Origin of the sequence: Burkholderia sp. B10, assembly GCF_004368385.1 — a bacterium.
Lineage (GTDB): Bacteria > Pseudomonadota > Gammaproteobacteria > Burkholderiales > Burkholderiaceae > Burkholderia > Burkholderia vietnamiensis.
In genome coordinates, this window is sequence record NZ_PQMX01000074.1 from 17,063 (window position 1) to 28,416 (window position 11,354).

Annotated in this window: 13 protein-coding genes; all 13 read right to left on the bottom strand. The window is 68.7% G+C overall.

Features of this window, described 5'->3' with window-relative positions; translation table 11 throughout:
- Positions 1–225 precede the first annotated feature (225 nt).
- Complete coding sequence (locus tag C3Y15_RS26370; RefSeq protein ID WP_124260012.1) at positions 226–1,356, bottom strand: porin; 1,131 nt, start codon at positions 1,354–1,356, stop codon at positions 226–228.
- Positions 1,357–1,653: 297 nt separating this feature from the next.
- Positions 1,654–2,331: a response regulator gene (locus C3Y15_RS26375; protein WP_014722126.1), complete on the bottom strand. Its 678-nt coding sequence runs from the start codon at positions 2,329–2,331 to the stop codon at positions 1,654–1,656.
- Between the two features lie 14 nt (positions 2,332–2,345).
- Complete coding sequence (locus C3Y15_RS26380; protein ID WP_059621831.1) at positions 2,346–3,713, bottom strand: sensor histidine kinase; 1,368 nt, start codon at positions 3,711–3,713, stop codon at positions 2,346–2,348.
- 89 nt (positions 3,714–3,802) lie between these two features.
- The gene (locus C3Y15_RS26385; protein WP_124260013.1) at positions 3,803–4,660 is read right to left on the bottom strand and encodes an ABC transporter permease; all 858 of its coding nucleotides are present in this window, start codon (positions 4,658–4,660) and stop codon (positions 3,803–3,805) included.
- A 45-nt stretch (positions 4,661–4,705) separates the two neighbouring features.
- Positions 4,706–5,503 (bottom strand): ABC transporter ATP-binding protein, encoded by a 798-nt coding sequence (locus tag C3Y15_RS26390; RefSeq protein ID WP_011882749.1) that lies wholly within the window; start codon positions 5,501–5,503, stop codon positions 4,706–4,708.
- Between the two features lie 146 nt (positions 5,504–5,649).
- Positions 5,650–6,654: an ABC transporter substrate-binding protein gene (locus C3Y15_RS26395; protein WP_059459581.1), complete on the bottom strand. Its 1,005-nt coding sequence runs from the start codon at positions 6,652–6,654 to the stop codon at positions 5,650–5,652.
- Between the two features lie 145 nt (positions 6,655–6,799).
- A complete protein-coding gene (fliR, locus tag C3Y15_RS26400; RefSeq protein ID WP_059735484.1) occupies positions 6,800–7,582 on the bottom strand; it encodes a flagellar biosynthetic protein FliR in 783 nt (260 codons plus the stop codon).
- A gap of 28 nt (positions 7,583–7,610) precedes the next feature.
- On the bottom strand, positions 7,611–7,883 hold the full coding sequence (gene fliQ / locus C3Y15_RS26405; protein ID WP_011882752.1) for a flagellar biosynthesis protein FliQ: 273 nt from the start codon (positions 7,881–7,883) through the stop codon (positions 7,611–7,613).
- A 15-nt stretch (positions 7,884–7,898) separates the two neighbouring features.
- On the bottom strand, positions 7,899–8,660 hold the full coding sequence (fliP, locus tag C3Y15_RS26410) for a flagellar type III secretion system pore protein FliP (protein ID WP_011882753.1): 762 nt from the start codon (positions 8,658–8,660) through the stop codon (positions 7,899–7,901).
- Positions 8,661–8,696: 36 nt separating this feature from the next.
- The gene (gene fliO, locus C3Y15_RS26415) at positions 8,697–9,266 is read right to left on the bottom strand and encodes a flagellar biosynthetic protein FliO (RefSeq protein ID WP_034193006.1); all 570 of its coding nucleotides are present in this window, start codon (positions 9,264–9,266) and stop codon (positions 8,697–8,699) included.
- Complete coding sequence (fliN, locus tag C3Y15_RS26420) at positions 9,263–9,775, bottom strand: flagellar motor switch protein FliN (RefSeq protein WP_014722132.1); 513 nt, start codon at positions 9,773–9,775, stop codon at positions 9,263–9,265. The genes fliO and fliN overlap by 4 nt, the downstream gene beginning before the upstream one ends.
- Positions 9,768–10,766 (bottom strand): flagellar motor switch protein FliM, encoded by a 999-nt coding sequence (gene fliM / locus C3Y15_RS26425; RefSeq protein ID WP_011882756.1) that lies wholly within the window; start codon positions 10,764–10,766, stop codon positions 9,768–9,770. Before fliM ends, fliN begins: the two co-directional genes overlap by 8 nt.
- Before the next feature lie 22 nt (positions 10,767–10,788).
- Positions 10,789–11,325, bottom strand: a complete 537-nt coding sequence (gene fliL / locus C3Y15_RS26430) for a flagellar basal body-associated protein FliL (protein ID WP_046425506.1) — start codon at positions 11,323–11,325, stop codon at positions 10,789–10,791.
- Positions 11,326–11,354: the final 29 nt, after the last annotated feature.

The following is an 11,354-nucleotide window of genomic DNA, read 5'->3' on the forward strand; positions in this document are numbered from 1 at the left end:
CGATGTGAGGCGAGCGTGCGCGCATCGGCCGGGAAACGCCCGTCGGGCGGCCCGCGAGGCGCGTCGGGGCGGGCCTCGCGGCCGGCGCACGACGCGCGGGTCGCGGCAGATGCGGTGCTGCGGCAGCGACGGCAGAAAAAAGGGGCACGGTCGGCGCGAGGGCGTCGCCGTGCCCGCCGCGCGTATCGGGCGCGCGCGATACGGGGCCGGGCGGCCCCGGTCCGGTCAGAAGCGCGTGCGAATCCCCGACGTCAGCTCGAGCTGGTTCTTCGCGCCGAACGTCGACGCCACCGTGTAGCCGCCATGCAGCTTCATGTAGTCGCCGGCGAGGTACACCTCGGTGCGCTTGCTCAGGTGGTAGAACACCGACCCGTAGAGCGTCTCCTTGAAGCCGTTGCCGACGCCGCTGGTCAGGCTGAACGCGCCGAGGTTGGCGTTCGGCACGAAGCCGTCGGCGTTGTATGCGGCGTTCTTCACGCGCATCTGCTGGTAGCCGAGCTCGTAGTCGAGCGGGCCGCGCGGCGCGATCTTCATCGACACCGTCCAGGAATCGTCGTGGCGCTGGCCGAGCGAGCCCTGGTCGTCGTTGTAGCGGAAGTAGCCGGCGTTCAGGCGCACGATGCTGAACGCGTAGTTGCCGCCGACCGAGAACGTCTGGTTGGTGAAGCCGCCGTGGTTCACGTGGTTGTAGAAGCCGGACACCGCGAACGGTCCGCCGTTGTAGCCGAGCGCGACCTGGTACGCGGAGCCGGTCGCGAATGCGGTCGAGTTGCTGAACTGGTAGCCGGCGCTCGCGAAGATGCCGTTGCCGAACACCTTTTTCCACGCGACGCCGTTGTTGTAGCGCGTGCCGGTCGGGCCGGCCGCGTAGAAGATCATCTGCTTGAAGTTGTTCGAGTTGGTCCAGCCGCCTTCCTCGGTCGTCAGCTTCGCGGCGCCGTACGCGTCGCCGTAGATCGCCGAGGCGTCGCGTGCGATCGTGTTCTGGAAGCCGGCCGTCAGCTTGCCGAGGCGCGGATCCTCGACGCCGACCCACGCGTCGCGGTCGAACAGCTGGCCGTCGTCTTCCATCTGGCCGTTGGCGACCACGTATTCGCTCTCGAGGCGAAAGATGATCCTGGTGCCGCCGCCGATGTCTTCCGCGCCGCGCAGGCCCCAGCGGCTGCCGCTGAACCACGGCTCGCCTTCGTTGCCCATGCCGATCACGTGATTGCCGTTCGCATCGGCGTGGGTCCGGTAGGTCGGAAAGCTCAGGTCCATCAGCCCGTACAGCTGCACGCTCGACTGCGCGTGCGCGTGGGTGCCGGCGCAGAGGCCTGTCGCCGCGATGGAAAGGGCAAGGGTGGTTCGTTTCAAGATCGTCTCCTCCGGGCTGCCGCATTGAAGTCAATTCGTTGGCGGTACGAAACGTACGCCGCATGGTGACGGCCGCATGGGGCCGACGCGTAGCATCGTAGAAGGTGCAATCCTTCACGCCGCTTTCCCGCGGCAAGCATCTGCGTCGGTGAAAACACCGAAGCCGCGACGAAGGCAGGTCGCGCACGCGAGCGGCAGCGGGCCGCGCAATGCATCGCCGGGACGGTTGTGAATTTCCGTACTACGAATTGTCGCGCGAGGCGCGCGAGGCGCGCGAGGCGCGTGAGAGAGCGGGCGTCAGTGCTGCGCGGGTTTCGCGCGCAGGATATAGCCGAGGCCGCGCAGCGTGATGATCTCGGCCGTGCTGCCCGCGAGATGCTTGCGCAGTCGGTGGATGTAGATGTCGATCGCATCGGCGCTCGGCTCGTCGTCGAGCGCGAACACGCTGTCTATCAGCCGCGCCTTCGACACCGTCTTGCTCTGCTGCAGCATCAGCGTTTCGAGAATCGCATGCTCGCGGCGCCGCAGCGCGAGCAGCGCGTCGCCGCAGCGAAACTCGCGCGTGCCGAACGCGTAGACGAGGTCGCCGCACACGAGCTGCGCGGTGCCGACGCCGGCCTGTCGCCGGATCAGCGCGCGAATGCGCGCGACCAGCTCGCGCGATTCGAACGGCTTGACCACGTAGTCGTCGGCGCCCGCGCCGAAGCAGTCGACCTTGTCGTCGACCGAGCCGTGCGCGGTCAGCATCAGCACCGGCACGTTGTCGTTGCGGCGCCGCAGCCGCGCGAGCACTTCCTTGCCGCTGATGCCGGGCAGCCGCATGTCGAGCAGCACCGCGTCGTAGCGCTCCGTCTTCAGCACCGTGTCGGCGCGCTCGCCGTCGCCGACGCAGTCGACCGCGAAGTCCTCGCCGCGCAGCAGGTTCACGATCCAGTGCGCGAGTTCGGCATTGTCTTCGACCAGCAGCAGTTTCATGGCGATTCGTATCTTCAGTCGTAAGCGGGCAGCCGCACGGTCACGACGATACCGCGATTGCCCGGGCCCGGCGCGAGCACGGCGCTGCCGCCGTGCGCCTGCGCGATCTCGCGCACGATCGCGAGGCCGAGGCCGGAGCCCTCGGTATCGGCCGACACGCGGTAGAACCGCTTGAACACGTGCGGCCGCGCCTCGGCCGGAATGCCGGGGCCGTCGTCGATCACGTCGAGCACGACCGCGCGGCCGTCGCGGCGCGCGGCGACCGTCACGCAGCCGCCCGGCTGCGTGTAGCGCACCGCGTTGTCGACGAGGTTCGACACCAGCGCGCTCAGCAGGCTGTCGCTGCCGGCGACGTCGAGCCGCTCGCCGAGATCCGCGCCGAGGTCGATCGCGCGCCGCTGCGCGAGCACGATCGCTTCCTCCAGCACGCTCGACACGACGGCCGCGAGATCGACGCGCTGCGTGAGCAGCGTCGACGGCGTGGCTTCCGCATGCGCGAGCAGCAGCAGCTTGTCGGTCACGTCGGCCATCTTGCGGCTGCTGCGCTGCATGCTGTCGAGCACCGCCGCCAGCTCGCGGTCGCCATGATCGCGCCGCCGCGCGTACTGGATCTGCGTGTCGAGCACGGCGATCGGCGTGCGCAGCTGGTGCGCGGCGTCGGCGATGAAGCGCCGCTGCGTCGCCGTGTGCGTGTTGAGCCGCGCGATGCACTGGTTGATCGCATCGACGATCGGTCGCAGCTCGTGCTGCAGCCGCTCCGGGCGGATCGGCTCCAGCTCCATCGGCCCGCGGTCGGCGACGTCGTCCTTCAGCTTCATCAGCGGCCGCAGCTCCAGCGTGAGGCCGAGATAGACGAGCACGATCGCGAGCACCAGCATCAGCGACAGGCGCAGCAGCTGCGGCCGCCAGATCGTCGCGACCATCGCGTCGTACGAGCGCGCCGTCTTCGCGACGACGACCGTGACCGTCTCGACGCGTCCCTCGTCGTACAGCTGGCGATCGTATGCGACGGCGCGCAGCGGCACATGCTCGAGCGTCGTGTCGTACAGCGTCGGCTCGGCGCGGTGCCGCGCCGGTGCGTCGAGCGCCGGGTTGCCCGCGAGCAGCCGGCCGTGGCCGTCGCTCACCTTGTAGAACACCGAGTCGCGCGACGGCGACTCGAAGATCTCCAGCGCGGCCGGCGGCACGTCGGCGACCGGCAGCCCGTTACGCCATTCGACGTCCTCGCCGATCGTGCGCGCCGATGCGATCAGCGCGCTGTCCTGCACGAGCGCGGCCGTGCGCCGCGCGGTGTCGTACGACATCGCGCCGGCGATCAGCACGAAGGCCGCGAGCGGCAGCAGCAACCACCACAGCAGCCGCCCGCGCAGGCTGTGCGCCATGGCGTCTCCTCAACGCCGAACCGCGCAGGGGCGGCCGGCGCGGTTCGTGCGGTTCGCGCGGTTCGTGGATGCGGTCGGCCGGGCGCGGCTCAGAACGCGGCGGGACGCCATTTCAGCAGGCGCTTCTCGATCCGCGTCAGCAGGTAGTCGGCGGCCAGCGCGACCACGGCCAGCACGATCATCGCCGCGAACACGCCGCTCGCGTTGAACGCGCCCTGCGCGGTGGAGATCAGCAGCCCGATGCCCTGCTTGGAGCCGAGGAATTCGCCGACCACCGCACCGACCAGCGCGAAGCCGAAGCTCACGTGCAGGCTCGCGAGAATCCAGCTCAGCGCGGACGGAATCACGACCGACGTGGTGATCTGCCGGCGCGACGCGCCGAGGATCTGCGCGTTCGCGATCAGGTAGCGGTCCGCTTCGCGCACGCCCTGGAACGCGTTGCCGAACACGACGAAGAACACCATCACGACGGCCAGCGCGATCTTCGACGCGATCCCGAGGCCGAGCGCGATCACGAACACCGAGCCGAGCACCACGCGCGGAATCGAGTTCGCGATCTGGATGTACAGGCCGAACACGTCGGCCATCAGCTTGTTGCGGCCGAGCACGATGCCGCAGATCACGCCGGCGACCGAGCCGATCACGAAGCCGATCGCGGTTTCCTCCAGCGTGACCCACACCTGCGTGAGCAGCGGGCCTTGCGACGTGCCGTTGACGAACCAGTCCTGGATCTGCTCGAAGATCAGCGACGGCATCGAGAAGAAGAACGGATCGATCCACTTCAGGCGCGCGGCGAGCTCCCAGCCGCCGAGCACGACGACGAGCACGGCGATGCGCAGCGCGACGATCAGATTGCGCCGGCGGCGCAGCCGGCGTTGCGCGGCGCGCTCGTCGTCCTCGAGCGTGGTCGCCGGCAGGGCGGTGGGGGGAAGCGTCATGTCGGTCATGCTCCTGTCCTTGGCGGTGGGTCGCGTGCGCGGGCGGCGCAGGCGTCAGCCGATCTGCACTTCTTCGCGCAGGTCGTGCCAGATGTCCTTCGAAATCTCGATGAAGCGCGCGTCGTAGCGCACCTCCGACGTGACGCGCGGGCGCGGCAGGTCGATCTCGTACACGCGCTTGAGCGTCGCAGGGCGCGCGGTGAGCACGAACACGCGGTCGGCGAGCGCGATCGCCTCCTCGAGATCATGCGTGACGAACACGACCGAGCCCTTGTTCGCCGACCACAGCTGCAGCAGCTCGTCCTGCATCAGCGTGCGCGTCTGCATGTCGAGCGCGGAGAACGGCTCGTCCATCAGCAGGATTTCCGGCTGGTTGATGAAGGTCTGCGCGAGCGCGACGCGCTTGCGCATCCCGCCCGACAGCTGGTGCGGGTAGTGCTTCGCGAACTTGTCGAGGCCGACCTTGCGGATCCATTCGTCGGCCTGCGCGTAGGCGACGTCCTTCGAGCGGCCGCGAAACAGCGGGCCGGCCGCGACGTTGTCGATCACGTTGCGCCACGGAAACACCGCGTCGGCCTGGAACACGAAGCCGATCCGCGGGTCGATCCCGTCGACCGGCCGGCCCATCACGCGCACCTCGCCCGACGCCGGTTTCAGCAGCCCGGTGATCAGGTTCAGCGTGGTCGACTTGCCGCAGCCGGTCGGCCCGACGATCGCGATGAACTCGCCGCGCGCGACGCTCATGCTGAATTCGCGCAGCGCGACGGTCGCGCGGCCTTCCGGCGAAATGAAGCGGCACGACACGTTGCGAAACTCGATCGCCGGTGTGCTCGGGGAAACTGCCTGGTTCATCGCATTCGTCCTGCGGGTGAAGAGGGCGCCGCAGCGGCGGCGCCGGGCCGGTCAGCCGGGCCTGCGGTGCGCGCACGGCGGCAGCCGGCCGCCGGCGCGGGCACCGCGCGCGTTCATGGCGCGTTCATGGCGCGCTCATTGCGCACTCATTTGGCATTCACGAAGTCGTTGGTGTAGGTGCGCGCCAGATCGATGTGCTTGCCCTTCACCGACGGGTTGAACGCCGACAGCACCTTCAGCACGGTCGCCGGGCCGTCGGCCGGCATCTTCGCGTCGGCCGTGTACATCGGCAGCGACGCCTTCAGCGCAGCCACGTACAGCGCCTTGTCCTTCTGGTAATCGGCCGGCATCTTCGCGGCGATCTCCTCGGCGCTGTGCGTGTGGATGAACTGCATCGTCTTCGCGAACGCGTGCGCGAGCTTGGTCGCTTCCGCCTTGTGCGAATCGGCCCACGCGGACTGCACGTACAGGCTCGCGGCCGGGTAGGTGCCGCCGAGCGCGGCGCGCGTGCCTTCGACGGTGCGCATGTCGACCAGCACCTTCGCGTCGCCCATCTTCTCGAGCGCGGACACCGTCGGCTCGGTCGTCATCCCGGCGTCGATGCGGCCCTGCTTGATCGCGGCGATGAAGCTCGCATCGGCCCCGACCGGCAGCATCGTGTACTGCGTCGACGGCACGCCGCGCTGCAGCGCGAGATATTGCGTGAGGAAGCTGGTCGACGAGCCGAGGCCCGTCACGCCGAGCGTCTTGCCCTTGGCGTCGGCCATCGTCCTGAAGGTCGGCGCGGCCTTGGTCGACACCATCTCGACCTCGCCGGGCACCTGGCCGAACACGGCGATCGCCTTCACTTCCTTGCCCTTGCTCTGCAGGTCGACCGTATGATCGTAGAAGCCGACGACGCCCTGCACGGCGCCCGCCAGCAGCTCGTTCTCGGCATCGACGCCGGCCGGCTGCGACAGCAGCTCGACGTCGAGCCCTTCGGCCTTGAAGTAGCCGAGTTCCTGCGTGAGCCGCGCGGGCAGATAGATGAGCTTGGCGATCCCGCCGACCATGATCGTGATCTTGCCGCCGTCGTCGGCGAGCGCGGGGTGAGCGGCGAGCGCGCAGCTCAGGCTGGCTGCAACGGCGAGGGTGCGCAGGATGGGTCGCATCGGGTCGTCTCCTTCGTTGTATTCGTATGGCGCGATGCGTGGCGCATCGTCACGACGAGTATAGGGACGCGAAGCCTTCCGCAACCTTTCGCGACACGGCGATTCGGTTAGGGGTTTTCCAGCAAATGGGGCGGGCGCGGCCGCGTCAGCGCCAGCCCTGCAGCACGCGGCCGATCCCGTCGAGGCCCATGTCGAACAGGTGCGACACGAACGGCACGAGGTTCGGGATCATCAGTTGCACGAGCAACAGCCCGACCAGCATCGTGACCGGGAAGCCGATCTGGAAGATGCCGATCTGCGGCGCCGCGCGGTTCAGGATGCCGAGCGCGAGGTTGGCGATCAGGAGCGCGGCGACGACCGGCAGCGCGAGCAGCAGCCCCATCTGGAACACGGTCACGCCGAACGCGGCGAGCGTATGCCAGCCGGGCGCATGCAGCAGCTCGGCCGACACCGGCAGCGTCTGGAACGACGCGGCCAGCGCCGCGACCACCTGCAGATGGCCGTCCACCGCGAGGAACGCGAGCATCGCGACCGCATTCAGGAAGCGGCCCATCACCGGCGTCGCGCCGTTCGAATGCGGATCGAAGAAGGTCGCGAAGCCGAGCCCCATCGACAGCCCGATGAAGTCGCCGGCCGCCTCGACGGCCGCGAACACGAGGTGCATCGTGAAGCCCATCGACACGCCGATCAGGAACTGCGTGACGATGATCCAGATGCCCTGCGCGGAGAACACAGTCACGCCGGGCATCGCGCCGAGCGTGGGCGCGACGACCAGCGCCATGAACGCCGCGAGGCCGATCTTCACGCGCATGGGCACCGCCCCGTGGCCGACCAGGGGCGCCGTCGCGACGAGCGCGAGCATCCGCACGAACGGCCACAGGAAGGCGGTCAGCCAGCCGTTGAGCTGCGCGTAGGTAACCGAGAACATCGCGGGGAAGCGGGGCCGCGCGGGCCGCTCAGCCGGCGCCGAGCGTCGCGACTTGCAGCAGCGTCTGCCGCAGGTAGTCGAGCATCGTCGTCAGCATCCACGGGCCGGCGATCACGAGCGTCGCCGCGACCGCGAGCAGCTTCGGGATGAACGACAGCGTCGATTCGTTGATCTGCGTCGCGGCCTGGAACAGGCTCACGACGAGACCGACCGCGAGCGCGACCAGCAGCAGCGGGGCGGCCAGCAGCAGGCCGACCATCATGGCGTGGTGCGCCAGCGTCATCACCTGTTCGGGTGTCATCGCGTCTTCCTCCGCTTACGTGAAGCTCTGCGCGAGCGAGCCGATCAGCAGCTGCCAGCCGTCGACCAGCACGAACAGCATCAGCTTGAACGGCAGCGACACGGTGGACGGCGACACCATCATCATCCCCATCGACATCAGCACGCTCGCGACCACCAGGTCGATGATCAGGAACGGAATGAAGATCGTGAAGCCGATCTGGAAGCCCGTCTTCAGCTCGCTCGTGACGAACGCCGGCACCAGCAGCGACAGCGGCACGTCCTCCGGCCCCTGCATCGGCGCGGCCTTCGAGATCTTCGCGAACAGCGCGAGATCGGTCTCGCGGGTCTGCTTCAGCATGAAGCCCTTGAACGGCGCGACGCCGCGCTGCACGGCCTGCTCCATCGGCAGCGAGCCGTCGGAGAACGGCTTGTAGCCGTCGTTGTAGGCCTTGTCGAGCACCGGCGACATCACGAAGAAGGTGAGGAACATCGCGAGGCCGAGCAGCACCTGGTTCGGCGGCGTCGTCGCGGTGCCGAGCGCCTGACGCAGCAGCGACAGCACGATGATGATGCGCGTGAAGCTCGTCATCATCAGCAGCATCGCCGGCAGGAACGACAGCATCGTGAGCAGCAGCATCGTCTGCACGCTCAGCGAATAGGTGGTGCCGCCGTTCGGGCCCGGGCTCGTGTTGAACGCGGGCAGGCCGGCCGCCTGCGCGCACGCGAGCGCGGGGAAGAGGCCGAGGATCAGCACGGGCGCGAAGCGCGCCGCGTGACGCAGGAAGTCGTGTTTCATCGGAATGCGGGTACGGATGGGTGACGCGGCGCCATGTCAGCGCTCCTTGCCGCGCCCGAAGCGCTTCGCGGCTTCGCCGGCGAGCGCGTCGCGAAACCGCGCGCCGAACGAGCCGGACGCGTTCGCGTCGGCGGCGCCGGCGCCGGGCGACGTCGACACGACGGCCGCGTCGGGCGCCGAGCCGGCCGGCAGCGTATGCAGCAGGCGCACGTTGCCCGGCGCGACGCCGAGCACGAGCCAGGTGTCGCCGATCTCGACGATCGTCGCGCTTTCCTTCGCGCCGAGCCCGACGCTCGACACGACCTTCAGCGGGCCGCCGCGCCGCGCGGGCTGGAACCCGAAGCGGCGCGCGAGCCACGCGCAGCCGAACACCAGGCCGATCACGACCGCGAGCCCGACCAGCGTCTGCAGCACCGCGCCGACGCCGAGCGACGGCGCGGCCGAGCCGACCATCACGCTCGACGCGATCGAACCGGCGTGGTTCACCGCGTTCATGTCGGCCGCGCCGGCGCCGCTGCTCGCGAGCGCCGCCGCCCCGGCCAGGAGGGCCGGGAGGGTGGCGACGGCGAAGCGGTGGGCGCGGCGGGCGGCCTTCACGACGTTCACCGATTCAGCTTCCGGATGCGTTCGGCCGGCGTGATGATGTCGGTCAGCCGGATGCCGAACTTGTCGTTGACCACCACGACCTCGCCCTGCGCGAGCAGGCAGCCGTTCACGAGCACGTCCATCGGTTCGCCGGCGAGGCCGTCGAGCTCGACGACCGAACCCTGCGCGAGCTGCAGCAGGTTGCGGATCGCGATCTTGGTGCGGCCCAGCTCCACGGTCATCTTGACCGGGATGTCGAGAATCATCTCGATGTCGTTGTGCGTCGAACTCGCCGCGGCCTTCGACAGCGGCTGGAACACGCCGGCGCCGGTCGCGCCGGCCACCACCGGCTGCTCGTTCTGCTCGGCGAGCGCGGCGGCCCAGTCGTCGAGGCCCTGTTCTTCGTCCGCGGCAGGCGCTGCCGCCGGCGCGGCCGGGGCCGGGGTCGCCGCTGCGGCCGATTCCGCGAGCGCCGCGTCGGCGAGGGCCTGCGCGTCGAGTTCGGGCGTCGTCGTGTTCAGCTCACTCATATCCACCTTCCTTCATCGTGTCGCCCGCGCTGATCATCTTCTGCACGCGCAACGCATATTGACCATTGAAAATGCCGTAGCCGCATTCCATCACCGGCACGCCGTCGACCTTGGCGGTGATCGTGTCGTCGATCTCCAGCGGCAGCACGTCGCCTGCGCGCAGGTTCAGGATCTTCTCGAAGGTCGCCGGGATTTCCGCGAGATCCGCGGTCAGCTCGACCTCGGCCGACTGCACCTGCTGCGACAGCACGCGCACCCAGCGGCGGTCGACTTCGAGCGCCTCGCCCTGGATCGGCGACGACAGCACGTCGCGGATCGGCTCCACCATCGAATACGGCATGCAGATGTGCAGCGTGCCGCCGGTCGGCCCGAACTCGATCGAGAACTGCGTGACGATCACGATCTCGTTCGGCGTCGCGACGTTCGCGAACTGCGTGTGCATCTCCGAGCGCACGAATTCGAACTGCAGCGGCCGCACGCTCTTCCACGCGGTCGTGTAGTGCTCGAACACGAGGTTCAGCAGCTTGCCGATGATCCGCTGCTCGGTGGCCGTGAAGTCGCGGCCCTCGACGCGCGTGTGAAAGCGCCCGTCGCCGCCGAACAGGTTGTCGACGACGAAGAACACGAGGTTCGGATCGAACACGAACAGCGACGTGCCGCGCAGCGGCTTCACGTGCACCAGGTTCAGGTTCGTCGGAATCGGCAGGTTGCGGGTGAACTCGCTGTACTTCTGCACCTTCACCTGGCTCACGGAGATTTCCGCCGTGCGCCGCATGAAGTTGAAGATGCCGATCCGCAACAGACGCGCGAAGCGGTCGTTGATGATCTCGAGGCCGGGCATCCGGCCGCGGACGATCCGCTCCTGCGTCGCGATGTTGTAGGGGCGAACGCCCGACGTGTCGCGCTGCTCGTCGATCGAGTCGGTTTCGCCGGTGACGCCCTTGAGGAGGGCATCGACCTCCTCCTGGGACATGAACTCCTGGTGGCCCATGCGCGCTCCTTTTGCGGCCGCGTTACTGGACGACGAATTCGGTGAACAGCACGGCGTCCACCTTCGCGCGCTGGTTACCCGGCTGCGTCGGTTGCTCGACCAGCTCGCGCAGCTGCTTCGCGAGCAGTTGCTTGCCGTCCGGCGTCGCGAGCTCCTCGGGATGCTTGTTCGACAGCGCGAGCAGGATCCGGCTGCGGATCTCCGGCATGCGCGCGGTCAGCTCCTCCTGCGCCTTCGGGTCGGTCAGCTTCAGCGACAGCCCGACGCGCAGATAGTGCTGGATGCCGTCGTCCGACTGCAGGTTGACGGTCAGCGGGTCGAGCGGGAAGAACACGGGCGCCGCGAGCGGCGGCGGTTCGGCCGGCGCGCTCGAATGGCCGACGCCCGCCTTGCTCAGGAACACGTACATGCCGCCGGCTGCGGCGGCGGCCGCGCCCAGCGCGATGACGGCGATCAGCGCGATGCGCTTGAACTTGCCGGACGAAGCCGGCTTGTCGGCAGGCGGGTTTGCAGTCGTGGAGGCCATGTGAATGCGTGCGTGGTGTCTCGTAGCATGCATTGTTCGGCATCCGGGCCGAAGCCGATGGG

Bases quoted from the DNA above. Each gene is read 5' to 3' on its own strand.
- C3Y15_RS26385 (WP_124260013.1), bottom strand. From the start codon at position 4,660: ATGACCGACATGACGCTTCCCCCCACCGCCCTGCCGGCGACCACGCTC.
- fliP (WP_011882753.1), bottom strand. From the start codon at position 8,660: ATGAAACACGACTTCCTGCGTCACGCGGCGCGCTTCGCGCCCGTGCTG.
- C3Y15_RS26395 (WP_059459581.1), bottom strand. From the start codon at position 6,654: ATGCGACCCATCCTGCGCACCCTCGCCGTTGCAGCCAGCCTGAGCTGC.
- C3Y15_RS26390 (WP_011882749.1), bottom strand. From the start codon at position 5,503: ATGAACCAGGCAGTTTCCCCGAGCACACCGGCGATCGAGTTTCGCAAC.
- C3Y15_RS26375 (WP_014722126.1), bottom strand. From the start codon at position 2,331: ATGAAACTGCTGCTGGTCGAAGACAATGCCGAACTCGCGCACTGGATC.
- fliN (WP_014722132.1), bottom strand. From the start codon at position 9,775: ATGAGTGAGCTGAACACGACGACGCCCGAACTCGACGCGCAGGCCCTC.
- fliL (WP_046425506.1), bottom strand. From the start codon at position 11,325: ATGCATGCTACGAGACACCACGCACGCATTCACATGGCCTCCACGACT.
- fliM (WP_011882756.1), bottom strand. From the start codon at position 10,766: ATGGGCCACCAGGAGTTCATGTCCCAGGAGGAGGTCGATGCCCTCCTC.
- fliR (WP_059735484.1), bottom strand. From the start codon at position 7,582: ATGTTCTCGGTTACCTACGCGCAGCTCAACGGCTGGCTGACCGCCTTC.
- fliQ (WP_011882752.1), bottom strand. From the start codon at position 7,883: ATGACACCCGAACAGGTGATGACGCTGGCGCACCACGCCATGATGGTC.
- C3Y15_RS26380 (WP_059621831.1), bottom strand. From the start codon at position 3,713: ATGGCGCACAGCCTGCGCGGGCGGCTGCTGTGGTGGTTGCTGCTGCCG.